This window comes from Frateuria hangzhouensis (assembly GCF_026410505.1).
GTDB lineage: Bacteria > Pseudomonadota > Gammaproteobacteria > Xanthomonadales > Rhodanobacteraceae > Frateuria_A > Frateuria_A hangzhouensis.
On sequence record NZ_JAPMIU010000002.1, the window covers coordinates 342,572 to 365,099 of the forward strand.

21 protein-coding genes are annotated in these 22,528 nt (G+C 69.3%); 11 read left to right on the top strand and 10 right to left on the bottom strand.

Annotated features, from left to right (window positions below):
• Positions 1-29 precede the first annotated feature (29 nt).
• On the top strand, positions 30-425 hold the full coding sequence (locus OSC30_RS16880) for a hypothetical protein (RefSeq protein ID WP_323374189.1): 396 nt from the start codon (positions 30-32) through the stop codon (positions 423-425).
• A 12-nt stretch (positions 426-437) separates the two neighbouring features.
• Positions 438-2,129: a beta-agarase gene (locus OSC30_RS03370; RefSeq protein WP_323374190.1), complete on the top strand. Its 1,692-nt coding sequence runs from the start codon at positions 438-440 to the stop codon at positions 2,127-2,129.
• Positions 2,130-2,209: 80 nt separating this feature from the next.
• Here the strand turns inward: OSC30_RS03370 and OSC30_RS03375 are convergent, their stop codons facing one another.
• From OSC30_RS03375 to OSC30_RS03405, 7 genes are read right to left on the bottom strand one after another with little or no spacing between them, the layout of a single operon-like run.
• The gene (locus OSC30_RS03375; RefSeq protein WP_267170412.1) at positions 2,210-3,601 is read right to left on the bottom strand and encodes a sugar porter family MFS transporter; all 1,392 of its coding nucleotides are present in this window, start codon (positions 3,599-3,601) and stop codon (positions 2,210-2,212) included.
• Entirely contained in the window at positions 3,598-4,536 is a 939-nt protein-coding gene (locus OSC30_RS03380) for an SMP-30/gluconolactonase/LRE family protein (RefSeq protein ID WP_267170413.1), read from the bottom strand. The genes OSC30_RS03375 and OSC30_RS03380 overlap by 4 nt, the downstream gene beginning before the upstream one ends.
• The gene (locus tag OSC30_RS03385) at positions 4,533-5,297 is read right to left on the bottom strand and encodes an SDR family NAD(P)-dependent oxidoreductase (RefSeq protein WP_267170414.1); all 765 of its coding nucleotides are present in this window, start codon (positions 5,295-5,297) and stop codon (positions 4,533-4,535) included. Before OSC30_RS03385 ends, OSC30_RS03380 begins: the two co-directional genes overlap by 4 nt.
• Before the next feature lie 2 nt (positions 5,298-5,299).
• Complete coding sequence (gene dgoD, locus OSC30_RS03390; protein ID WP_267170488.1) at positions 5,300-6,448, bottom strand: galactonate dehydratase; 1,149 nt, start codon at positions 6,446-6,448, stop codon at positions 5,300-5,302.
• 2 nt (positions 6,449-6,450) lie between these two features.
• Positions 6,451-7,101, bottom strand: a complete 651-nt coding sequence (locus OSC30_RS03395; RefSeq protein WP_267170415.1) for a 2-dehydro-3-deoxy-6-phosphogalactonate aldolase — start codon at positions 7,099-7,101, stop codon at positions 6,451-6,453.
• On the bottom strand, positions 7,098-8,021 hold the full coding sequence (locus tag OSC30_RS03400; protein WP_267170416.1) for a 2-dehydro-3-deoxygalactonokinase: 924 nt from the start codon (positions 8,019-8,021) through the stop codon (positions 7,098-7,100). The genes OSC30_RS03395 and OSC30_RS03400 overlap by 4 nt, the downstream gene beginning before the upstream one ends.
• Positions 8,018-8,749, bottom strand: coding sequence for a FadR/GntR family transcriptional regulator (locus OSC30_RS03405; protein ID WP_267170417.1), 732 nt, complete (start codon positions 8,747-8,749; stop codon positions 8,018-8,020). Before OSC30_RS03405 ends, OSC30_RS03400 begins: the two co-directional genes overlap by 4 nt.
• 404 nt (positions 8,750-9,153) lie before the next feature.
• Between OSC30_RS03405 and OSC30_RS03410 the strand changes: the two genes are divergently transcribed.
• The 6 genes from OSC30_RS03410 (at position 9,154) to OSC30_RS03435 (ending at position 17,832) form a co-directional block, all read left to right on the top strand.
• Entirely contained in the window at positions 9,154-10,287 is a 1,134-nt protein-coding gene (locus tag OSC30_RS03410) for an aldose epimerase family protein (protein WP_267170418.1), read from the top strand.
• 84 nt (positions 10,288-10,371) lie between these two features.
• A complete protein-coding gene (locus OSC30_RS03415) occupies positions 10,372-11,556 on the top strand; it encodes an endo-1,4-beta-xylanase (RefSeq protein WP_267170419.1) in 1,185 nt (394 codons plus the stop codon).
• A 114-nt stretch (positions 11,557-11,670) separates the two neighbouring features.
• Positions 11,671-14,466 carry a TonB-dependent receptor gene (locus tag OSC30_RS03420; protein WP_267170420.1) on the top strand — a complete coding sequence of 932 codons (2,796 nt, stop codon included), beginning with the start codon at positions 11,671-11,673 and terminating at the stop codon, positions 14,464-14,466.
• A 252-nt stretch (positions 14,467-14,718) separates the two neighbouring features.
• On the top strand, positions 14,719-16,284 hold the full coding sequence (locus OSC30_RS03425) for an exo-alpha-sialidase (RefSeq protein ID WP_267170421.1): 1,566 nt from the start codon (positions 14,719-14,721) through the stop codon (positions 16,282-16,284).
• Positions 16,285-16,357: 73 nt separating this feature from the next.
• Positions 16,358-17,365: a glycoside hydrolase family 43 protein gene (locus OSC30_RS03430; RefSeq protein ID WP_267170422.1), complete on the top strand. Its 1,008-nt coding sequence runs from the start codon at positions 16,358-16,360 to the stop codon at positions 17,363-17,365.
• Between the two features lie 260 nt (positions 17,366-17,625).
• On the top strand, positions 17,626-17,832 hold the full coding sequence (locus OSC30_RS03435; RefSeq protein WP_267170423.1) for a hypothetical protein: 207 nt from the start codon (positions 17,626-17,628) through the stop codon (positions 17,830-17,832).
• 85 nt (positions 17,833-17,917) lie between these two features.
• Here the strand turns inward: OSC30_RS03435 and OSC30_RS03440 are convergent, their stop codons facing one another.
• Genes OSC30_RS03440 through OSC30_RS03450 form a run of 3 tightly spaced genes read right to left on the bottom strand, consistent with a single transcriptional unit; the run spans position 17,918 to position 19,718 of the window.
• A complete protein-coding gene (locus OSC30_RS03440; protein ID WP_267170424.1) occupies positions 17,918-18,328 on the bottom strand; it encodes a hypothetical protein in 411 nt (136 codons plus the stop codon).
• The gene (locus OSC30_RS03445; RefSeq protein ID WP_267170425.1) at positions 18,328-18,798 is read right to left on the bottom strand and encodes an Mpo1 family 2-hydroxy fatty acid dioxygenase; all 471 of its coding nucleotides are present in this window, start codon (positions 18,796-18,798) and stop codon (positions 18,328-18,330) included. The genes OSC30_RS03440 and OSC30_RS03445 overlap by 1 nt, the downstream gene beginning before the upstream one ends.
• A 23-nt stretch (positions 18,799-18,821) precedes the next feature.
• Positions 18,822-19,718 (bottom strand): phosphoribosylaminoimidazolesuccinocarboxamide synthase, encoded by an 897-nt coding sequence (locus tag OSC30_RS03450; protein ID WP_267170426.1) that lies wholly within the window; start codon positions 19,716-19,718, stop codon positions 18,822-18,824.
• 178 nt (positions 19,719-19,896) lie between these two features.
• Here OSC30_RS03450 and OSC30_RS03455 point away from each other — a divergent pair, with 178 nt between their 5' ends.
• The 3 genes from OSC30_RS03455 to rpe all read left to right on the top strand — a co-directional run bounded on the left by OSC30_RS03455 (position 19,897) and on the right by rpe (position 21,838).
• Positions 19,897-20,208: a c-type cytochrome gene (locus OSC30_RS03455; RefSeq protein ID WP_267170427.1), complete on the top strand. Its 312-nt coding sequence runs from the start codon at positions 19,897-19,899 to the stop codon at positions 20,206-20,208.
• The gene (gene djlA, locus OSC30_RS03460; RefSeq protein ID WP_267170428.1) at positions 20,205-21,011 is read left to right on the top strand and encodes a co-chaperone DjlA; all 807 of its coding nucleotides are present in this window, start codon (positions 20,205-20,207) and stop codon (positions 21,009-21,011) included. The genes OSC30_RS03455 and djlA overlap by 4 nt, the downstream gene beginning before the upstream one ends.
• Positions 21,012-21,169: 158 nt before the next feature.
• A complete protein-coding gene (gene rpe / locus OSC30_RS03465; RefSeq protein ID WP_267170429.1) occupies positions 21,170-21,838 on the top strand; it encodes a ribulose-phosphate 3-epimerase in 669 nt (222 codons plus the stop codon).
• The last annotated feature ends 690 nt before the right edge of the window (positions 21,839-22,528 follow it).

A 22,528-nucleotide genomic window follows, 5' to 3' on the forward strand; every position in this document is an offset into this window, starting at 1 on the left:
ATTGAGGCTGGAACGCGGACACTGGCCCGATGAAGACGTGCGCTGCCCTTGTGTGCCTGGCCCTGTCCCTCGCGTGCCGGGCGGAACCGCAGGCCCCGGGCGATCCGGCGACCGGTTTTCAGGTCGGCCTGTCCCACGTCCAGTCCGGCGGGGCGCAGCGCGTCTCCGGTGAGTTCCTGCACCGGTACACCTTCGAGCCCTCGGCGCAGCCCCACGTACGCCTGGCGCCTGCGCGACCCTGGAGCGGGAGTGGCGAACTGCAGGTGCGGGTGCAGAACGCCATGCCCTGGGCGGTGACCCTGGTGATCGACCTCGAAGGCGCCGCGGGTGCCCATCTGCGGGCGACGGTCGGGCTTCCCGCCGGCCCCCCGCAGACCCTCGTCGTGCCGCTGCACGCGACCTCACCGCGCGCCTTCGGCATGTAGGCCGGGCCGCCGATGCCGTTCGAGTCGAAGGGGCAGCGCACCGTGCTGGCCACCACCGTGGAAGGCGCGCCGGTGCTGCAGGCGATCCAGGCCGTGCAGTTCTCCATCCCTGCGCCGCAGGCCCCGCAGGTACTGCTGATCGGCGCGCCGCACGTGGTCGCGGGCGATATCCAGCACGCCGCCTATGCGGGCATCGTCGACCGCTACGGCCAGTACACGCGTGGGCAGTGGCCGGAAAAGATCGCCAGCGACGCCGCGCTACGCGGCGCCCACGCGCGCGAAAGCGCCCGGCTGGCCACGATGCCCGGAGCGGCGAACCGCCACGGCGGACTTCCGGATGCAAAGGGCCAGGCCACCGGCTGGTTCCACGCGCAGAAAATTGGCAACCGCTGGCAACTGGTCACGCCGGACGGCGATCCGTTCTTCTCGCTGGGCGTCAACACCGCGGTGGCCGACGGCGGGCGCAGCTACGTGCAGGGCCGCGAGTGGATGTTCATTGCCCTGCCGCCCGCCAAGGGCGCCTGGCGGGCGTTCCACGGACAGGGCGATAGTCGCCGCGACACCGGTGCCGCCAGCGGGCTGGCCTTCAATCACGGACGCTGGTTCGATTTCTACGCGGCCAACCTCTATCGCGTCGACGGCGCAAAGTGGAAGGACGCCTGGCGTGCGCGCACGCGCCAGCGGCTGGCTGCGTGGGGCTTCAACACGCTGGGCAACTGGAGCGACGAGGCGATCGCGCGTGGCCGCGAGCTGGCCTACACCCGTTCGATCAATATCGCCGGCGACTACGCCGATGTCGCCACCGGCTACGACTGGTGGGGCCGCATGCCCGATCCGTTCGACCCGCGCTTCGCGAAGGCTGCCGAGCGCGCCGTCGCCAAGGCCACCGACGGCGTGCGCGACGATCCCTGGCTGCTCGGCTACTTCGCCGACAACGAGCTGGCCTGGGCCGCGCCCGGTCCGCAGGGACGCTGGGCGCTGGCGCTGGGCACGTTGCGCGGCAAGCCCGACAGTCCCGCCAAGCAGGCCTTCCTGGCCATGCTCAGGCACAAGTACGGCGATGCGCTGCCCCTGGGCGTGGCGTGGGGCATCGGCGTGACGCGCTGGGACGCGCTGGAACCCGCCGGCTTCCAGGCGCCCGCACCCGACGAAGCCCACCCCGCCATCGGCGAGGACTACCGCGCCTGGCTGCGCGCCTACGCGGATCAGTATTTCCGCACCGTCGCACAGGCGCTGCGTCGCCACGACGCGCACCACCTGCTCCTCGGCGGCCGCTTCGCCGTGCGCACGCCCGAGGCCGTGGCTGCCTGCGCGCAGTGGTGCGACGTGCTGAGCATCAACATCTACGCCGAACTGCCGCAGCACGGCATGGATCTGGCTGCGCTGCACGCGCTCGACAAACCGGTACTGGTGAGCGAGTTCTCCTTCGGCTCGACCGATCGCGGGCCGTTCGGCGCCGGCCCGGTGGCGGTGTGGAACGAAGCACAGCGCGGCGAGGCCTACGCGCGCTTCCTTGCTGCCGCCGCGGCCGACCCGGCCATCGTCGGCGCGCACTGGTTCCAGTACGCCGACCAGCCCGTCAGCGGCCGCCTGCTCGACGGCGAGAACGCACACTTCGGGCTGGTCGGCATCACCGACATCCCGTTCGCCGGCTTCGTGGGTGCGGTAACCGCAGCCAACAAGGCCGCGCAGGCAACCCCCTAGGGCGGACGTAGGGTGGGTTTCAGCCCACCGGCTCCTGCCGCCCATGGTGGGCTGAAGACCACCCTACGCCACGCTTCCGGCTATCGGCCGATGTCGCGCAGCCGCTTGCCGTGCATCAGGTTGCGCTCGATCTGCTCCAGCGTGACGCCCTTGGTTTCGGGGATCAGCCAGAACGTCAGCCCGATGAACACCAGGTTGAGCGCGGCGTACAGCCAGAAGGTGTTGCCGTTGCCGATGCCGTTGAGCAGGGTCAGGAAGGTGGCGCCGACCACCATGTTGGCGATCCAGTTGGTGAAGGTGGAGCAGCCGATGCCGAAGTCGCGGCCCTTGAGCGGCTGGATCTCCGAGCACAGCGTCCACACCAGCGGACCGGCCGACATCGCGAAGCCGACGATGAACACCAGCAGCATCGCCACGGTGAAGATCTGCTCGGCATGGGTGGCGATGCCGCCGTGCATCATCGTGCCGACCACGCCCAGGCCCACGGCCATCACGGCGAAGCCCGTGTACAGGATCGGCTTGCGGCCCCAGCGATCGATCAGCGCGATGGCGATGAAGGTGGCCAGCACGTTGGTCAGGCCCACCAGCGCGGTGAACCACATTTGCGAGGCCGTGTCGTAGCCCATCGTCTGGAAGATGCGCGGCGCGTAGTACATCACCACGTTCATGCCGGTGAACTGCTGCATCAATTGCAGCAGCACGCCCAGGCCGACCGAGCGGCGGAAGTTGCGGTTTTCCAGGAACAGGTGCCAACCGCGCTGGGGTGTCTTGAGCTGTTCCTCGATGTCCGCCGCCTCGCGTTCGACGACGGCCGCATCGCCACGCAGGCGGTGCAGCACGCCGAGCGCTTCGTCGCGGCGGCCGCGCATCATCAGCCAGCGCGGGCTGTCCGGCAGCATCAGCACGCCGAGCAGGAACAGCACGCCGGGGATCGCGATCACGCCGAGCATCCAGCGCCAGGCGCCGGTGTAGCTGAGCGCCGTGTCGGAGAGGAAGGCCACCAGGATGCCGATGGTGATCATCAACTGGTAGGTGGAGATCATCGCGCCGCGGATGTGTTCCGGCGCCACCTCGGCCAGGTACAGCGGCGCGGTGAAGGTGGCCACGCCGATCGCCAGGCCAAGCACCAGGCGTGCGGCGATCAGCGTCTCCGGCGACCAGGCCATGCCGCACAGCAACGAGCCGAGCACGAACAGCACCGCGCCCAGGATGAGCGAGCGCTTGCGCCCCAGCGCCGCGGAGAGCCAGCTGGCCGCCACCGCGCCGACCGCGGCGCCGAACATCATGGCGCTGACGATCCACTCGATGGTGTGGTCGCTGACCTTGAACTCGGCCTGGATGAACTGGGTGGCGCCGGAAATGACGCCGATGTCCAGGCCGAACATCAGCCCGGCCAGCGCGGCGAGTATGCAGGTGAAGATGACGGTGGCCTTGGGCCGCGCAGTGGGTGACGCGATGGCATTGGAGTTCATGCGGTGTGCTTCCCCGGGAGCGAGATGGAGGGCGTCGATCGTGATGACGGCGGCGTACCGGCAAAGCGCGGCTCCGGCAGCCCGATGGTGCCCGACGGCACCGCGAACAGCGCACCGGCGGATGGTTGAGCGGCGAGCGCATCGACGTCCAGGCCGTCGCGCGCGCTGGTGATGTAGAGCATCGCAAGGTCCGGCCCACCAAAGGCAGGGCGGGTCGGCTGCGAGGCGGGTATGTCGATGCAATGGTCCAGGCGGCCATCCGCGGTATAGCACGCTACCCGCCCCAGACCCCACTGCGCATTCCACAGGTTGCCCGCGCAGTCCACCGCCGATCCGTCCGGCTCGCCGCGCGGATCGTCCAGCCGGGCGAAGGTGCGTAGCGGTCCGCAACGGGTATCGTAGTCGCAGCACTGGATCGTGCGGGTGGGCGAATCGCAGTAGTAGAGCGTGCGGCCGTCGGGGCTGAACGCCACGCTGTTGCTGATCGCCACGCCGGGCAGGTCCAGGCGCTCGAGCGAAAGATCCGCGTTCAACCGGTAGAAGCTCCCGACGGGCTGCCGGGAGCCGCCCGCGGGCGGTTCGTGCAGGGTGCCGAACACGAAGCGCCCCTGGCGGTCGCAGGCGCCGTCGTTCAGGCGCGTCGGCATGCCAGCTTCCACCGTCGCGACGGACGCGAGCGTGGCGCTGGCCAGGTGGAAGAACGCCAGCCGCGAGGCGAGTCCCAGCAGCAGCCAGCCGTCGGCCTCGCACAGCGCCAGGCAGGCCAGCCGTTCGGGCATCGCCCACCGGTCCGTCCGGTTGTCGCGCGGACGGTAGCGCCAGAGCGTCGCGGCGTGGATGTCGGTCCAGTACAGCGCCTGTTCGCGCTCGCACCACACGATGCCTTCGCCCAGCGTGTTGCGCGCCTGGAAGGCGATCGTCGCCGGGGTGTTCATACCCAGCCGCCGTCCACGATGAAGTCCTGGCCGGTGCACATGCGGCTGTCGTCGGCGCCCAGGAACAGGGCCGCGCGGGCGAGGTCGTCGGTCATCAGGTAACCGGGCAGGCACTGCACGCGGGCGATCTCCGCTTCGCCCTCGGCATCCAGCCACAGCCGGCGCTGCTTTTCGGTGATCACCCAGCCGGGCACCAGCGCGTTGATGCGGATGCGGTCGCGGCCGAGTTCGCGCGCCAGGCCGTTGACCAGGCCATGCACCGCGGCCTTGGCCATCGCGTACATCGGATAGCCGGCGTTTTTCTTCATCCAGCCGGTTGAACCCAGGCAGATGACCGAACCGCCGCCGAGTGCGCGCATGTCCTCGCGCACCGCCTGCGTGGCGAAGTACTGGTGGCGCAGGTTGACCGCGATGTTGCGGTCGAAGTCGGCGGCACTTGTGTCGCCGAAGGCATGGCGCACGTCGTTGGCGGCATTGTTGACCAGCACGCCGATCGGCCCGGTTGCGGCGCGTGCCTGCGCGATCGCCGCGGCCAGCGCGTCCAGGTCGGTGACGTCGCAGGGCAGGAACAGCGGCCGGTGGCGGGTATCGGCCAGCGCCTCGCACAGCGCGTCGCCGTGCGCGCGGTCGAGGTCGACGAAGGCCACGCGGCTGCCCTGCCGCGCGAAGTGCTCGACGAAGGCGGCGCCGATGCCGGTCGCGCCGCCGGACACGAACACGGCGCGGTCGATCAGGCTGGGGTAGCTGGCGAAGGCGGCCATGTTCACCACTCCGCCACGCTGCCGTCGTCGTGGCGCCATACCGGATTGCGCCAGCGATGGCCGGCCGAAGCACGCTCGGCGACGTAGTCCTCGTTCACGTCGATGCCCAGGCCCGGGCCATCGGGAATGGCGACGAAGCCGTCTTCGTAGGCGAACACACTGCGGTCGCTGACGTAGTCGAGCAGGTCATTGCCGGCGTTGTAATGGATCCCCAGGCTCTGCTCCTGGATGAAGGCGTTGTGGCACACCGCATCGAGCTGCAGATTGGCGGCCAGCGCGATCGGACCGAGCGGACAGTGCAAGGCGATGGCCACGTCGTAGGCCTCGGCCATCGCCGCGATCTTGCGCGTCTCGGTGATGCCGCCGGCGTGCGAGGGATCGGGCTGCAGGATGTCCACGCCGCCGATCGCCAGCACGCGCTTGAAGTCGTAGCGCGAATAGAGCCGCTCGCCCAGGGCGATCGGCGCGGGCGAGATGGCCGCCAGCTCCGGCAGCGCCTCCAGATGCTCGGACAACACCGGCTCCTCGATGAACATCAGCTTGTAGGCGGCCAGTTCTCGCATCAGCACCTTGGCCATCGGCTTGTGCACGCGGCCGTGGAAATCCAGGCCCAGCCCGACGTGCGGGCCGACCGCCTCGCGCACCGCCTGCACATTGGCGAGCACCTGCTCGACCTTGGCGTAGGTGTCGACGTACTGCATCTCCTCGGTGGCGTTCATCTTGACCGCGGTGAAGCCGCGTGCCACCGCGTCCCGGGCGGCGCGCGCGGTGTCCGCCGGGCGGTCGCCGCCGATCCATGAATACACGCGGATGCGCTCGCGCACCGGTCCGCCGAGCAGCGCGTGTACCGGCTGGCCCAGGTGCTTGCCCTTGATGTCCCACAGCGCCTGGTCGATGCCGGCGATCGCGCTCATCAGCACCGGCCCGCCGCGGTAGAAGCCGCCGCGGTACATCACGCTCCACAGGTCCTCGATGTGACGCGGATCCTTGCCGACCAGGTAGTCGGACAGTTCGTCCACCGCCGCCGCGATGGTGTGCGCGCGACCCTCCACGATCGGCTCGCCCCAGCCGCTGATGCCCGCATCGGTATCGATGCGCAGGAACAGCCAGCGCGGAGGCACGATGAACGTGGTCAGGCGGGTGATCTTCATGGTCATGGGGCGTGGGATCCTTGCGAATCGAGATGGCGCCGCCAGGCCCGGGTGAAGGCCTGCGCGCGCGCGCCGACATCGTCGGCCGCGCGTCCCGGCGCGTAGAGCGACGAGCCGATGCCGAAGCCGGCAGCACCGGCGGCCAGCCACGGTTCCATGGTGTCGGGCGCGATGCCGCCGACCGGCAGCAAGGCGGTGCCGGCCGGCAACACCGCGAGCCAGGCCTTGAGCACGGCCGGCGAGGCGTGTTCGGCGGGGAACAGCTTGAGCGCGCCGGCGCCGGCGGCGAGTGCGGCGAATGCCTCGGTCGGCGTCGCCACGCCGGGCACGCAATGGAGCCCCGCCTGCGTGGCCGCGCGGATCACGGCCAGGTCGGCGTGCGGCATCACCACCAGTCGTCCGCCGGCCGCGGCGACGTCGCGCACCTGCGCCGGGTCCAGCACGGTGCCGGCGCCGATCAGGTATCTGTCGCCGAAGCGCTCGGCCAGCCGGCGGATGCTGTCCAGCGGCGAGGGCGAATTGAGCGGTACTTCGAGGATGTGGAAGCCCGCGCCCACCAGCGCCTCGCCGACCGCGACCGCTTCGACGGGACGCAGGCCGCGCAGGATGGCCACCAGCGGCAGCGGTTCGAGCCAGGTCTTGAACGGGGTCATGGGCGGGAATCTCCGTCGAGCAGGCCGGCCGCCGAGGCGACTTGCCACAGTCCATGCGCGGTAGCGGGTCCGGCGGCGGCCGATACGGCCAGGCCAAACGCCGCAGCCGCCTGCAGGTAGCGTGCGCACAGCGCGTCTTCGCCGATTACCTTCACGGGTACACCGGGCGCAACCCAGTCCGCGGCGAGCGCCATGCGCAGTTCGTCGCCGATCAGCAGGCCGGAAAGGAAATCGGCGACCGAGCCCGGCGGGAGCGTGCCCTCGAGCATCAGCGCGCGCGCGGAAAACAGCCGCGACAGGCCGCCGGCCGCGCCGGACTCGCACGCCGCCGCGACGCCGCGCGCGAAGGCATCGGCATCGCCCGGACCCTCCGGCAACCCGGCGCCAAGGATCGAATGCGCGCGCAGCACGGCGAACAGCTCGCCGGTCATCGCGGTATGGAAGCCGACCACGGCGCCCTCGCGCACGCGCACCCACTTGCTGTGCGTGCCGGGCAGCAGCAGGCGGGCTTCACCGTCACCCGCGATCGAGCGGGCGATCACGCCGGCCACCTGGGTTTCCTCGCCGCGCATCACGTCCGGTCCGGCCGGGTCGCGCAGTCCCGGCACCACGTGCAGGCGGCGTCCGCCGGGTGCGTCGACTGGGGTGAGCGCACCGGCCAGCCGGTCGAGCGGGCAGGGCGTATCCAGGTAGGGTGCTTCGCGCCAGCCGCCGCGGCTGCCGACCATGCCGCAGGCCAGCACCGGCGCCTGCGGCCAGCCATCGACCGCGCGCGCGAACGCCTCGGCGAAGCCGCCGTCCGGCAGTTGCCGGCTGCCCCAGGGCAGTGCGCGCGTTTCCGCCACCCGGCCATCGCGGTCGAAACGGTACGCGCGCAGCCGCGTGCTGCCCCAGTCCAGGCCGAGCAGCGGCGTGTTCACGCACCGGCCTTCTTGCGCGCGCGTGCACGGCCGCGGCTCTGCTGCAGGTTGGCCTGCGAATCGGCGATCAGCGCCTGCATCGCCTTGCGCGCCACTTCGGGTTGCCTGCGGCGGATCGCCTCGAGCACCTTCTGGTGATGCGGAAGCGAGTACTTGAAGTTGGCAGCGGTGCGCGCGGACAGGGCGAAGAAGGTGCCCAGCGCGGTCTCGATCACCGAGAACAGCGACTGCAGCAGCTCGTTGCCGGTGGCGTGCAACACGGCGTCGTGGAACTGCAGGTCCGCCGCGGTCCACTCGTCGAGCGTCTGCGCCGCGTCCATCGCGCGGTAGGCCGAATCGATCTCGGCCAGATGTTCGGCAGTGCGCCGCCGCGCCGCTGCCGCGACCGCCGCCGGCTCGATCACCTCGCGCATCTCCACCAGCTTGTCGACGAAGTCGTCGGTCGGCATCGAGGCGCAGCGCCAGGCCAGCACGTCGGCATCGAGCTGGTTCCAGTGGCGCTTCTCCAGCACCCGCGCGCCCACGCCGGTACGCGATTCGATCAGGCCCTTGGCCGAGAGCACCTTGAGCGCCTCGCGCAGCGCGGTGCGGCTCACCTGCAGGCTTTCGGCAAGCGTCTCCTCGCGCGGCAGCACGTCGCCGGGCTTGACCTTGCCGCTCACGATACGTTGCCCGATTTCGTGCATGACGTGTCCGTACAGGCTGCGGACTGCGCTCGTCTTCCTCATGTAACTGCGGCCCCGGATTGCGTTCGACTTTCCATGCTGGCGGACCCTGCCGAGGCCCGAGCTGTTTGTCATACAAATCGACTATAAGCATTCGGCGCGCATCCTGCCAAGGTGCAGTAGCGGAAATTTTTCGCGCTCTCGTATCGCTTCTGCGGAAGGGTCCTTGACGCAGTGCGGAAAATGCGGCGTGCGGCTCGCTCGTCCCGGCATCGAAGTCGGCCGTCCATCTGGCCATGTGACGCGGAAGCCGGGTGGGCCAGGCGTGGCCGCAGGCGCAATGCCGCGTTGCACAAGGAAATTTTTCCTGCCATCGAACACTTGCACGATAATCATACAATGTGATTGCATGCCTCCACTTCGATGGTCGTGGATGGGGTTCCAAGGACATGCGACGTGCAGGGTGGATGGGTTCGGTATTCGGTCTGGTCGCGCTGTCGATGACGGCGCAGGCGGGCACCATGGCGAAACGTGAGGCCTTCGGCACGATGCCCGATGGCCGGACGGTGGACGCGGTGGTGCTGACCAACGCGCACGGCCTGTCGGCACGCGTGATCGCGTACGGCGCAAGCCTGCAGTCGCTCAGTGCGCCCGACCGCGACGGCCATGTCGCCGACATCGTGCTCGGCTATCCCTCGCTCAGGGGCTACCTGGAAAAGCCGCAGTATTTCGGTGCGACGGTAGGCCGCTATGCCAACCGCATCGCCAACGGCCGCTTCGTGCTCGACGGCAAGACCTACCAGGTGCCGGTCAACGACGGCCCCAACTCGCTGCACGGCGGCACCCGCGGCTTCGACAAGGTGCTGTGGACCGTCGGTGAGGTGAGCCACGACGCGGGCAAGGCCAGTGTGACGCTGACCTACGTCAGCCCGGACGGGGACATGGGCTACCCGGGCAAGCTCTCGGTCAGCGCGACGTACACGCTCGACGACGAGGACCGGCTGTCGATCGACTACCACGCGACCACCGACCGGCCGACCATCGTCAACCTGAGCAACCACGCCTACTGGAACCTCGCCGGCGAGGGCTCCGGCAGCGTGATGGCACAGCGCCTGACCATCGTGGCCGACGCGTTCCTGCCGATCGATGCCACCTCCATTCCCACCGGCGAGGTGCGCAAGGTCGACGGCACGCCGTTCGACTTCCGCCACGCCAAGCCGATCGGCCGCGACATCCGCACGGCCGATCCGCAACTGCTCAACGGCCGCGGCTACGACCACAACTGGGTGATCAGCCGCGCGCCGGCGTCGGCGCCGCGCATGGTCGCGCGCGTAGAGGACCCGCGCTCGGGCCGTGTGCTCACGCTCAGCTCGGCACAGCCGGGCCTGCAGTTTTACTCGGGCAATTTCCTGGACGGCACCACGGTCGGCACCGGCGGGCACGTGTACCGCCAGGGCGACGCGTTCGCGCTCGAGCCGCAGTTGTATCCGGATACGCCCAACCAGCCGGCCTTCGGGTCGGCGCGGCTGGAACCGGGTCAGGCCTATCGCAACCTGATCGTCTACCGCTTCACCACCGAGCCGGCGCGCTCCGCGCGCTGACCCGGCCGTTCACGCTGCAAGGGCGCCCGGCCGGGCGCCCGAGGGAAGCGTTTGCCCGCGCAATCGTCCGCACGAGGAGATCACATGAAACACGCACTGTTGGCCCTGGCATTCGGAGTGAGCGCCTTGTTCGCCGCGCGCGCGCCGGCCGCGGATGCCCCGGCTCGGTGGACGCCCGCCCAGGCGCACGCGTGGTACCAGCAGCAAGCCTGGCCGCTGGGCAGCAACTACGTTCCGGCCAACGCGATCAACGAGCTGGAGATGTGGCAGGCGGACACCTTCGATCCGGCGCGCATCGACAAGGAGCTGGGCTGGGCGCAGCAGCTGGGCATGAATACCATGCGCGTGTTCCTGCACGACCTGTTGTGGAAACAGGACCCGGACGGATTTAAGCAGCGCATCGAGCAGTTCCTGGCGATCGCGGACAAGCACGGCATCAAGCCGATGTTCGTGCTGTTCGACTCGTGCTGGGATCCGGAGCCGAAGCTTGGGCCCCAGCATCCGCCGATCCCCGGCGTGCACAACTCCGGCTGGGTGCAGAGCCCTGGCGTGGCGATGGCCGATCCCAGCCAGTACCCGCGGCTGGAAAACTACGTGAAAGACATCGTCGGGCACTTTGCCAAGGACCGGCGCATCCTTGCCTGGGACGTGTGGAACGAGCCGGACAACCCCGGCGGCGGCAACTACGATGCGCGCGAGCCGAAGGACAAGGTGGCACTGGTCGCCAGGTTGCTGCCGCAGGTGTTCGCCTGGGCACGCAGCGCCGCGCCGACGCAGCCGCTCACCAGCGGCGTGTGGCACAACGACGACTGGTCGGATCCAGCCAAATTGAACGCGGTCGAGCGTACCCAGCTCGAGCAGTCCGACGTGATCAGCTTCCACACCTACGGCTGGCCGGAGGACTTCGCCGATCGCGTGCGCCAGCTCGCCGGCTACGGCCGACCGCTGATCTGCACCGAATACCTGGCGCGCGGCGCCGGTTCGACCATCGACGGCGTGCTGCCGCTGGCCAAGAAGCTCGACGTGGGCATGGTCAACTGGGGCTTCGTCGAAGGACGCACGCAGACCACGCTGCCGTGGAACTCCTGGCAGCGGCCCTACACGCTGCAGCCGCCGACGATCTGGTTCCACGACCTGCTGCACGCCGACGGCACGCCGTACCGCCAGCGCGAGGCCGACATCCTGCGTGCGCTGTCGCATGCGCCGCGCGGGGTGGTGCCGGCCGCGGCGGCCACCTATCCCGCGCCGCTCGGCGCCACCAAGCCATGAACGACTGACGCCCGGGACGTTCCAGCCACCCGGCGACCCTGCGCCGGTGGCGCGTCCAGGCCATGACAACGCCGGCGCACCGGCGGCCCACGATTCCGACGGGAGGTTTCACCCATGTACCGCAACCGCATTTCCGTGACGATCCTCGCCGCCGCGATCGCCGCGGCCTTTGCCCCGGCGTACGCCCAGGACGCGGCGGTCCCTGCCGATACCGCCCAGCCGGCCACCGACGCTACCCAGGCCGACCCGGCCAAAGCGGACGGGCAGGATTCCACCGAGCGCCAGTCCGGCGAACGCGTGGTCAACCTGTCGCAGGTCACTGTCACACCGCTGCGCCAGAGTCTGGAAAGCGCCCAGTCGCTCAAGCGCGACGCGCGCATGGTGGTCGATTCGATCGTCGCCGAGGACATCGGCAAGCTGCCCGACAACAGCGTGGCCGACGCCATGCAGCGCATCACCGGCGTGCAGATCGCGCAGGGTTTCCAGGGCGAGACCAGCTCGGTGGTGGTGCGCGGCCTGCCCAACGTGGTCACCACGCTCAACGGCCGCGAGATCTTCAGTGGCGTGGGCCGCGCCTTCGCCTTCCAGAACCTGCCGGCCACCGCGGTCAAGACGATCAAGGTCTACAAGAGCAGCGAGGCGAGCCTGCCTGACGGCGGCATCGCCGGCGTGGTCGACATGCAGCTCTACCGCCCGTTCGACTTCGACGGACCGAAGGCCGCGGTGACCTACACCGCTACCCACAGCAAATACGGCGGCCGCACCGATCCCAACTTCAGCGTGCTGTTGAGCGACCGCTGGCAGACCGGCATCGGCGAGATCGGCGCCCTGGTCAACGGCAGCTTCATGGCGCAGCACTATCAATACAACGCAGTGTGGGGCGACTTCCCGAAGCTGCTGACCGATGGCACGGGCGAGCCGATCCGCACCGACGCGGGCAACCTGATCGCCGCGCCCAACGGTTTCGGTGCCGACTACAACATCGGCTACCGCCAGCGCCCCGAGCTGAACTATGCGTTGCAGTGGAAACCCAACGACAGCACCGAGTTCTATGTCGAAGGCCTGTACGACTGGGTCTCGGACGACTACAACCAGCCGTTCTTCTTTTCCTTCCCGGTCGGCGCGGTATCGCCCAGCAGCCTGGCCGTCACCGACAACTGCTACGCCAACCAGCTCACCGGCGCGCCGTTCGAGGGCCAGACCATCTGCGACGCCGCCAGCGGCAGCTGGACCGGCAACACCTACGCGGCCACCAGCACCCAGGCGCACGTGCAGCACGGTCGCGACATGCAGCATTCGGTCGGCGTGAAGTGGCAGGGCGACCGGCTGCGGCTGAGTTCGGACGTGTCCTACGGCAGCACCGCGTTCGACGACAACACCTTCATCGTCGATACCTTCCTGGCCGGTCCGGTGACCACGATCTGGAGCGGCACCGCCGGCAACCAGACCAACTGGTCGCTGGGCGGCAGCCAGCAGCTCGATCCGGGCAGCTACTACCTGAACGGCCTGTTCCAGACCTGGCACACCGAGCGCGGCAAGCAGTTCGCCTGGCGCGGCGACGGCAACCTGGATATCAACGGCAGCTTCTTCAGCTACCTGGATTTCGGCCTGCGCTATGCCGACCACAAGGCCGAGTACGTCGGCAGCGTGGAGATCTCCACGCCGCCGCCCGGCGGCGCCGGCACCGGCAACATCACCGAGACGCCGAACCCGGCCAACCTGGTCACCGCACGGTTCCCGGACGGCTATTTCTGCTCGATGCCGACCACCTCGGCGATCCCGATGTCGTGGCTGACCGGCTGCTTCAATTACCTGACCGACAATGCCGACGCCATCCGCAACCTGTACGGGCTGCCCTCGGGCCTGGCCGCGGAAAACCCGGGCCGCTATTACCACATCGACGAGAAGACCTTCGCCGGCTACCTGCAGGCGGCCTACGACACGTCCGTGTTCGGACTGCGCGCCGACGGCCTGATGGGTATGCGCGTGGAGCGCATCAAGCGCAACCTCGATGCGTTCTCGTTCAACGCAGCCACCAGCATCTACACGCCGTTGTCGGTCGACACCAGCGAGCCGGTGTACCTGCCTAACCTGAGCTTCAACCTGCATTTCACCGACGCGCTGCAGATGCGCCTGGTGGCCGCCAAGACCGTCAGCTACCCGGGCTTCGGCCAGCTCAACCCGTCGATCTCGCTCAACCCCGGCACGATCAACCGCGCCGGCGTCGCCGCCAGCGGCAATCCCAACCTCGAGCCGATCAAGTCGACCAACTACGACGCCTCGCTGGAGTGGTACTTCTCGCCGTCCGGCTACGTCAGCGGCGGCGTGTTCTACCGTGACATCACCGGCTACATCCAGAACTACGTGACCGACGTGACCATCAACGGCGAGGCCTACCAGCTGTCCTCCCCGCAGAGCGCCGGCAGCGGCCACCTGGACGGCGCCGAGGTGGCCTACCAGCAGTTCTTCGACTTCCTGCCCGGCGCGCTCAGCGGCCTGGGCGTGCAGCTCAACTACACCTACATCGAAGGTTCCACCCGCTCGCCGCAGTTCATCGGCGGACCGGTCGTGGTCTCGCCGCTGCAGAACGTCTCCAAGAACAACTACAACGCGGTGTTGATGTACGAGAAGTACGGCTTCTCGGCTCGGCTGGCCTACAACTACCGCAGCCGCTACATCGACTTCTTCACCCAGCCGACAGTGGCCGGCAACTACGACGAGATCGAGCCGGCCAACCGCCTGGACCTGTCCATCGGCTACGACATCAACCCGCACGCGACGGTGGTGCTGTCGGCGACCAACCTGACCGGCGAGGACCTGCACCAGTACTGGGGCGACGGCAACACGCGCCCGCGCGACATCCGCTATCAGGACCGTACCGTCGGCGTAGGCGTGCGCTTCCAGCTTTGAGCGGGGCGGAGCGACGGCGGCGGCACCTCCCCGCCCACCGTCGTCGCTCTGCCTTTTTTTGCGGGGTCGACAAAGCGAGTCGTCATTCCCGCGAACGCCGGAATCCATGTCGACTGCGCCACCTGCCACCTGCCACACGGCTGACCGGCCCTGGCTGCAAGTACCCGCCACGTTTCGCGGGAGTGGCCCCACGGGACAATTCGTCCGCGTTCCCACACGCGCATGTGTTTCGCCCATGACGTCGGAGATTTCATGAAACGTTCGCTGGCTCTTTCCCTCGCGCTCGTCCTGGCCTGCCTCGGTATGGCCGCCGCAGCCTCCGCGCCGCCGTCCACGCGTGGGCAGGTACTGGCCGATGGCGTGGGTTACGTCTCCGTGGTGCGCCTGGCCCACCAGCCGGATGCTGCCGCCAACGGACGCATGCTGATGGTGTTCGAGCGCGACGGCAGGGACGGCGTCCCCCTGTACGAAAGCCGCGACGGCGGCGCGCACTGGCGTTTCCTCGCCAACGTCACCGACCAGGCGCACGGCGGCGATCCACGCTGGCAACTGCGGTGGCAACCGCACCTTTCCGAGCTGGCGCATCCCAGCGCCGACCTGCCGGCGGGGACGCTGCTGCTGGCCGCCAACGCCACCGGCGACGATGCGCAGGGCCGCCTGGTCGCCGAGGACCTGCAGCTGTATGCGTCCACCGATGGCGGGCGCAGCTGGCGCTACCGCGGCTCGATCGTCAAGGGCGGCGGCAACCCCGGCGACAAGGACAACCATGGCGTGTGGGAGCCCAACGTCCACCGCCTCGACGACGGCCGGCTGGTGGCCTACTACTCCAGCGAAGGCCACAAGGAAGCGGGCTACAACCAGCTGCTCGCGCACAAGGTATCCGCCGACGGCGGTCGCCACTGGGGCGGGGAAAAGGTCGACGTGGCCATTCCCGGCGGCGTCGAGCGCCCGGGCATGACCGTAGTCGATCGCCTGCCCGACGGCAGCTACGTGATGAGCTACGAGGACATCGACGGCCCGCGCAACGGGCAGGTGTATCTGAAGTTCAGCGCCGACGGGCTGGATTGGGGCAATCCGCACGAGCGCGGCACGCCGGTGCGCACCGCGGCCGGCGCGTGGCCGGCCGCTTCGCCGATCGTGCGCTGGCTGCCCTGGCGCGGCGGCCCGGGCGTGATCGCGGTGCTGGCCGAGCGCGCCGGCGGCGACGGCGATCCGTCCGGGCGCAGCCTTTACTGGAACAACGACGGCGGGCGCGGACCCTGGTGGGAGGCCGAGGCGCCGGTGCAGAAACTCACGGGCAACATCCATGCAGGCTGGACGCAGGCGCTGCTGGCGATGCCCGGCGACCGCCTGTGGCACGCCACTACGTCCTCGACCGCCGCCGATCCATCGGACGCGCGCAAGAACATCGTCATGTATGCCGAGGCGCCGGCCCGCTTCGATCGCTACGAAGCCGAGGATGCCGCGCGGGAATGGTCCGTGCGCATCGGCGACGCAACCGCATCCAACGGCGCCAAGGCGCGCATGGCCTCCGCGCCCGGCGGAAAGCTCACCTTCCCCGTGCACGTGCAGGTTGGGGGCAGCTATCGCGCCACGGTCCGCTGGCAGGATCTCGGCTACACGCCGGCGCTGCCGGTGTTGCGCGTCAACGGCACCGCCTGGGAAACCGCCGATCGTGTGGACCGCGACGGCTGGCACGTGGCCACCGCCAGCGGCCGCCTGCGCGAGGGCGACAACACGGTGGTGCTGGAGGGCGCCCGGCGTCCAGCCGACGTGGATTACGTGCAGCTGGATCCGGCCTCGCCACCCAGGTCATGAGGCGCAAACGGCCGCTGCACTGAACGCTATCCTGCGTGCCGGAGGCCGGCACGCCGCACCACACGGAAACACCATGCCAACCATCCGTCGACGTTGCTTCCTCGCCTGCCTGGTCCTCCTGCTCGCCGGTCTCCAGGCACACGCGGCCAACGTGCAGGACTACGCGCAGCCGCTGCTGCCGTCGGGGCCTGACCCGTGGGTGGTCCAGCGCGACGGCGTCTACTACTACACCAGCACCACCCGCGACCGCATCGAACTGCGCAAGACCCGCGACCTGCGCCGGCTGGCACAGGCCACGCCGGTGGTGGTGTGGCGCGCGCCCGCGCAGGGGCCGGCCTCGACTTCGGTGTGGGCGCCGGAGCTGCACTTCGTGCAAGGCAAGTGGTACCTGTATTTCACCGCCGCGGAGGCAGGACACGACGACGATGCCCACCGGCACGTGTTCGTGCTGGAGAACGCCTCGTCCGATCCCACCCGTGGGCAGTGGGTGGAGCGCGGCATGCTCCAGACCGACTACACCGGCATCGACGGCACCGTGTTCGAGCACCGCGGGCGCTGGTATTTCGTCTATTCGGCCTATGTCGACGACCACAGTGACCTGGTGATCGCGCCGATGGCCGACCCCTGGACGCTCGCCGCGCCGCAAGTGGACATCGCCGCGCCCACCTACGACTGGGAGATGCAGGGCGGGCGCAAGATCCTCGAAGGGCCTGAATTCCTGCGCGGGCCGGACGGCACGGTGTTCCTGAGCTACTCGGCCAGTGCGTGCTGGTCCGACCACTACGCACTGGGCCTGCTCCAGGCGGACGCCGGCGCCGACCTGCTCGATCCGGAGTCCTGGAAGAAATCGCCGCGCCCGGTGTTCGCCAGCTCGCCGCGCCACGGCATCTACGCCCCCGGCCACAACGGCTTCTTCAAGGACCCGGAAGGACGCGACTGGATCATCTACCACGCCAACGGCGGGCCGGACTGGAAATGCACCGCCCGCCGCGCGCCACGTATCCAGCCGATCGGGTGGACCGCGGAGGGCAGGCCGGACTTCGGTGAACCGGGAGCGCCGCCGCAAAAGCTCGAACCGTAGGTGGGCTTCGGCCCGCCGGGGTCGATCGAAGCGGTGGGCTGAAGCCCACCCTGCGCCTGGCTGGTAGCGACGTCTCCGGGTCCGGCCGCGCCGGGCCGGCCGCCAGGGCAGCGACGACGCACACGCGACGTAACCTAGCCGGCCCCTTCACGGCCCGGGCTGATACTGAATGGCGCCAAAGCGGGCTCGACGTAAGTCGACCGCCGCAATGGAGTTGCTGCTTCGCCATTGGCCATCGGCCTGCAAGGGAGGAACCACGCATGAACGCAGTCTTCGCGATCACCACCCCCCGCAATCCATCCAAATGGGGCCGGCTGTCCGCACCCGTGGACCCGGAAGAGACCCAGGTCTGCATGCGCGCGCAATCGATCCTGTCCGGCGGCGACGTCGGGCAATGCCCGCCGCTGGACCTGCGGCAGGCCCGCGACGTGCTGGCCTGGTACCACCCGGCATTGATCGGTAGCTGATGCCGTGCGCCTACGCCCTCTCCCCGGTATTGCGCCGGAAGAGAGAGACAGGCCGGGCGAATTTCGTTTGCGGCAGTGGGTGCGCTCAGCCGGCCAGCGAGGTGGCCAGTCCAAACGCGATCGCCATCACCGCCGCCACGGCCATGCAGGCGCTGGTGGGACGGATGCGGCGGGCGTCCAGGCGGGGCGTCAGCCGCCACAGCAGCAAGGCCCCGGCGAGCATGTCCACCACCAGCGCCAGGCGTAGCGCGCCGGAACTCAGCAGCGGGGCGTAGGGCGGTTGCAGGTGGCCTTCGTAGGCGGCCACGGCGGCTATCAGCAGCATGCCCAGCAGCGTCCATGCCAGGCAGGCCAGGTAGACCCGGTTGAACACCACGTTGGCGCGTTCGGACCAGCGCAGCACGGGCCACGCCACCAGTGTGGCGAGCAGTGCGCCGATCGAGCCGTAGAGCACCCACCAGAGCAGGGCGCTGAGCAGGGCGAGCAGGTTTTGCATCAGTTTTCCGTGTGGACGCCGAGCTTGCGCAGCAGTTTTGCCATCAGCCAGGCAGGACCGACCAACAGGTAGGAGAGGTCGGTGAGGAAGCTGGGCCGGTGGCCTTCGAACTTGTGGCCGATGAACTGGCCGACCCAGGCCGCCACGAACACCGCGATGGCGACCCAGCGCAGCCGCACTTGCCCGAGCAGCTCGAACAGCCAGGCGGTGAGCAGCGCCAGCAGCACGAACGTAACCAGCAGCGCGCCACCGAGCCGGTGCGAATGCTTCCAGTACCAGCCGAACGCCAGCACCATCGCGAACACCGCCCAGGCACCGGGCTTGAGCCAGGCGCTGGGCACCGGCACGGTCCACAGCAGCGCCACCACCGTCCACACGATCGGCGGCACGCAGATCCAGTGGATCACCTGGTTGACCGGATTGCGGTGGTCGGCGCTATAGCCGTCGAGCCAGCTCTGCATGCTGCGCATGGCGTTGCCCCCTCGTCAGTGGCTCAGTCGAGCCGGATCCCGGCCAATCGCTCCAGCGCCTCGGCGTATTTGGCGCGGGTGCGTTCGATGATCGGCCCGGGCACATGCGGCCCGGGTGCGGTCTTGTTCCAGTCCAGCGTTTCCAGGTAGTCGCGCACGAACTGCTTGTCGTAGCTGGGCGGGCTGATGCCGGTGGCGTATTCCTCGGCCGGCCAGAAGCGCGAGGAGTCGGGGGTGAGCATCTCGTCCATCACGTATAGCGTGCCGTCGGCGTCGGTGCCGAACTCGAACTTGGTGTCGGCGATGATGATGCCGCGCTCGGCCGCGTAGGCGGCGGCCCAGCGGTAGATCGCCAGCGTGGCGTCGCGCACCTTTTCGGCCAGTTCGCGGCCCACCGTGTCGACCACCGCGTCGAAGCTGACGTTCTCGTCGTGGTCGCCCACCGCGGCCTTGGTCGAGGGTGTGAAGATCGGTTCGGGCAGCTGCTGTGCCTGTTTCAATCCCGGCGGCAGCGCAATGCCGCAGACCTTGCCGGTGGCCTGGTAATCCTTCCAGCCCGAGCCGATCAGGTAGCCGCGCGCGATCGCCTCGACCGGCACCGGCTTGAGCCGCCGCGTCACCACCGCGCGGCCGGCATAGAGGGACAGGTCGGTGCCGTCGGGCAGCACCTCGCCCAGCGGCACTTCGAGCAGGTGGTTGGGGATGATGTGCGCGGTCTTGTCGAACCAGAAATTGGAGATCTGCGTGAGCATCTCGCCCTTGCCGGGGATCGGATCGGGCAGCACCACGTCGAAGGCGGACAGGCGGTCGCTGGCGACGATCAGCAGGCGGTCATCGGAGAGTGCGTAGACGTCGCGCACCTTGCCGCGGTGGATCAGCTCCAGGCCGGGCAGGTTCGATTGCAGCAGGGTGGTGGGCACGATGCGATCCGCCGTCGAAGGTGGGAAAGCGGCCTATTCTAGCGAGTCCCCGCGGGGGTGGGCTTCAGCCCACCGTGCACCAAGGTGGGCTGAAGCCCACCCCGCGGCGCGCGGCCAGGCGGCGCGGCGCTGCTAGAATCCCGCCTTCCGGGAATCCATCTCGCTGTACGCCTTGCCGATGCGACTCGTTCTGTTCGCGGTGCTGTTGGCCGCTGCCCTGCCTGCGCTCGCCGCCGGTCCCGTCCGGCCCGCTCGCCTGGGCCTGTGTGCCGCCTGCCATGGGCCCACCGGCATCGCCCAGATGCCCGGCGCGCCCAATCTGGCCGGCCAGCGGCTGGATTACCTGCGCAATGCGCTGGCGCAATACCGCGACGGCCGCCGCGACGTGGCCGTGATGCGCGCGGCGATCGGCCCGGTCAGCGACGCCGAGCTGGACGCGCTGGCGCGCTGGTACAGCGCGCAGGCACCGGCCGTGCAGGCGCAGCCATGAATCTGTCCTCCACGCTGATCCTGGCCTTCGTCGGCCTGGTGCTCGGCCACGGCATCCCCGGCGCGATCGTCGGCGCCGCGATCGGCTTCGTCATCGACAGCCTGCGCCAGAGCCAGCGCTACCGCACCACACCCGAGGCCGGCGGCTTCATCGGGCCGCTGTTCGCGCTGCTCGGTGCCGTGGCCAAATCGGACGGGCGCGTGTCCGAGGCCGAGATCGCCGTGGCCGAGCGGCTGATGACGCGCATGGGGCTGTCCGGCGAGCAGCGCAAGGAGGCCATCGCCAGCTTCAACCGCGGCAAGCAGCCCGAGTTCGACGTCACCCCGGCGATCGACGGCCTGCGCCAGTGGGTCGGCATGCGCCGCGACCACGCCTTCCCGGTGTTGGACGTGGTGATCGAGACGGTCATCGCCGAGGGCAACCCGCCGCCGGAGAAAATGGCGATCCTGCGCCAGCTCGCCTTCGCACTGCGCATCAGCGACATGGAGCTGATGGCGCTGATGGCGATGAAGGGCTACGCCTGGAACGCCGGCGCGGGCGACCGCCGCCGCGGCCCGGGCGCCGGTGGCGGCTACGTGCCGCCGCGGCGCAACACCCACGGGCCCGATCCGTACACCGTGCTCGGCGTCCAGCGCAGTGCGGACGAGCGCACCGTCAAGCGCGCCTACCGCAAGCTGATCTCCGAACACCATCCCGATCGCCTGGGCGACCTGCCCGAAGCCATGCGCAAGCAGGCCGAGGCGCGCGCCAGCGAGATCAACGCGGCGTACGAGCGGGTCAAGGCGGAGAAAGGTTTCAAATAGGCGGCGCTCGCCCCACCGGCGCCACTAACGCACCGTTCGCCCTGAGCGTAGGTCCGCAGGGCCGAAGTCGAAGGGCATCGCGCCCCACCGGCCCTTCGACTTCGCTGCGCTACGCTCAGGGCGAACGGCTGGAAATCCACACCCACGCAGGCCCCGGCATGAGCAAACAACCCTCCGTCATCGCCCCCTCCATCCTCTCCGCCGACTTCGCCCGTCTGGGCGAGGACACCGCCAAGGTGCTGGCCGCCGGCGGCGACTGGGTGCATTTCGACGTGATGGACAACCATTACGTGCCCAACCTCACGATGGGGCCGATGGTGCTCAAAGCCCTGCGTGGCTACGGCGTCACCGCGCCGATCGACGTGCACCTGATGGTCAAGCCGGTCGACCGGATCGCGCCGGATTTCGCCAAGGCGGGCGCCAGCCTGATCAGCTTCCACCCGGAGGCCAGCGAGCACGTCGACCGCACCCTCGGGCTGATCCGCGACGCCGGCTGCCAGGCCGGCCTGGTGTTCAATCCCGCCACGCCGTTGAACTGGCTCGACCACGTGCTCGACAAACTCGACCTGGTGCTGATCATGTCGGTCAACCCCGGGTTCGGCGGGCAGAAGTTCATTCCCGGCGCACTGGACAAGCTGCGCGAGGTGCGCCGGCGCATCGACGAGAGCGGCCGCGCGATCCGGCTGGAGATCGACGGCGGCGTCAGCGCCGCGAACATCGGCGAGATCGCCGCGGCGGGCGCCGACACCTTCGTCGCCGGTTCGGCCATCTTTGGCGCGCCGGATTACGCGCAGGTCATCGCCGCCATGCGCCAGGCCATCGGCTGAACCCGCAAAGAAAGATCCCGGTGCAGGGGCTGCACCGGGATAAGCGTCGTCGGAATGGGACGCGAGGAGTCCACCAGAGCGGGCGCCTGGCCACCGCCACCCGGAACGTCGATTCAGGCGGCGGCGGTGTATCCACGGCAATGGACGACGCCCGCCGACAGGTGGGACACGGGCATCGCCGGTTTGGTTCCCCGCCTTAAAGGCCGCGTCCGCTTGAACCGCCGCGCCCGCTCTTCGCAGGGCTCCTACAAGAGATGCGCGAGACGGCCAAAAAAATCCCCTCGCGAGGAGGGGAAGGGAACGGTTGCTAACGGAGGTGTTGCGGGGGTGCGCGTGGAGCGCTCAGAGCGGCTGCCAGTCGGGGTCCGGTTCCTCGCCGGCACCCGCCGCGCGTCCCTGCGCGACGGGTGCATCGCTGCCTTCCACGCCAAACGGGTCGACATAATCGGGGTTCATGGCCTCATCTCCCTTTAGTGGATGCCCATCACCAGGCCCAGCAGCAGGGCGCCGACGGCCAGCACCACGCGCAGCGGTTCGAAATGGCGCAGTTCGGCGTTTGGATCGGGCTTGGCGGGTGCGTTGGACATGAGGTCTCTCCGGGTTCGGCTCCATGAAACCGCCCGGCACGGCGCGCGCGGCGGCAGCGCGCGGGCGATGCGCGGGCCGGATCGGGCAAAACGCGGGCAACAG

What these genes read in the sequence shown, in the direction of transcription:
- djlA (WP_267170428.1), top strand. Translation starts at nt 20,205, where the DNA reads ATGAATCTGTCCTCCACGCTGATCCTGGCCTTCGTCGGCCTGGTGCTC.
- dgoD (WP_267170488.1), bottom strand. Translation starts at nt 6,448, where the DNA reads ATGAAGATCACCCGCCTGACCACGTTCATCGTGCCTCCGCGCTGGCTG.
- OSC30_RS03410 (WP_267170418.1), top strand. Translation starts at nt 9,154, where the DNA reads ATGGGTTCGGTATTCGGTCTGGTCGCGCTGTCGATGACGGCGCAGGCG.
- OSC30_RS03380 (WP_267170413.1), bottom strand. Translation starts at nt 4,536, where the DNA reads ATGAACACCCCGGCGACGATCGCCTTCCAGGCGCGCAACACGCTGGGC.
- OSC30_RS03435 (WP_267170423.1), top strand. Translation starts at nt 17,626, where the DNA reads ATGAACGCAGTCTTCGCGATCACCACCCCCCGCAATCCATCCAAATGG.
- OSC30_RS03445 (WP_267170425.1), bottom strand. Translation starts at nt 18,798, where the DNA reads ATGCGCAGCATGCAGAGCTGGCTCGACGGCTATAGCGCCGACCACCGC.
- OSC30_RS03370 (WP_323374190.1), top strand. Translation starts at nt 438, where the DNA reads ATGCCGTTCGAGTCGAAGGGGCAGCGCACCGTGCTGGCCACCACCGTG.
- OSC30_RS03440 (WP_267170424.1), bottom strand. Translation starts at nt 18,328, where the DNA reads ATGCAAAACCTGCTCGCCCTGCTCAGCGCCCTGCTCTGGTGGGTGCTC.
- rpe (WP_267170429.1), top strand. Translation starts at nt 21,170, where the DNA reads ATGAGCAAACAACCCTCCGTCATCGCCCCCTCCATCCTCTCCGCCGAC.
- OSC30_RS03395 (WP_267170415.1), bottom strand. Translation starts at nt 7,101, where the DNA reads ATGACCCCGTTCAAGACCTGGCTCGAACCGCTGCCGCTGGTGGCCATC.
- OSC30_RS03405 (WP_267170417.1), bottom strand. Translation starts at nt 8,749, where the DNA reads ATGAGGAAGACGAGCGCAGTCCGCAGCCTGTACGGACACGTCATGCAC.
- OSC30_RS03415 (WP_267170419.1), top strand. Translation starts at nt 10,372, where the DNA reads ATGAAACACGCACTGTTGGCCCTGGCATTCGGAGTGAGCGCCTTGTTC.
- OSC30_RS03425 (WP_267170421.1), top strand. Translation starts at nt 14,719, where the DNA reads ATGAAACGTTCGCTGGCTCTTTCCCTCGCGCTCGTCCTGGCCTGCCTC.
- OSC30_RS16880 (WP_323374189.1), top strand. Translation starts at nt 30, where the DNA reads ATGAAGACGTGCGCTGCCCTTGTGTGCCTGGCCCTGTCCCTCGCGTGC.
- OSC30_RS03455 (WP_267170427.1), top strand. Translation starts at nt 19,897, where the DNA reads ATGCGACTCGTTCTGTTCGCGGTGCTGTTGGCCGCTGCCCTGCCTGCG.
- OSC30_RS03430 (WP_267170422.1), top strand. Translation starts at nt 16,358, where the DNA reads ATGCCAACCATCCGTCGACGTTGCTTCCTCGCCTGCCTGGTCCTCCTG.
- OSC30_RS03375 (WP_267170412.1), bottom strand. Translation starts at nt 3,601, where the DNA reads ATGAACTCCAATGCCATCGCGTCACCCACTGCGCGGCCCAAGGCCACC.
- OSC30_RS03420 (WP_267170420.1), top strand. Translation starts at nt 11,671, where the DNA reads ATGTACCGCAACCGCATTTCCGTGACGATCCTCGCCGCCGCGATCGCC.
- OSC30_RS03385 (WP_267170414.1), bottom strand. Translation starts at nt 5,297, where the DNA reads ATGGCCGCCTTCGCCAGCTACCCCAGCCTGATCGACCGCGCCGTGTTC.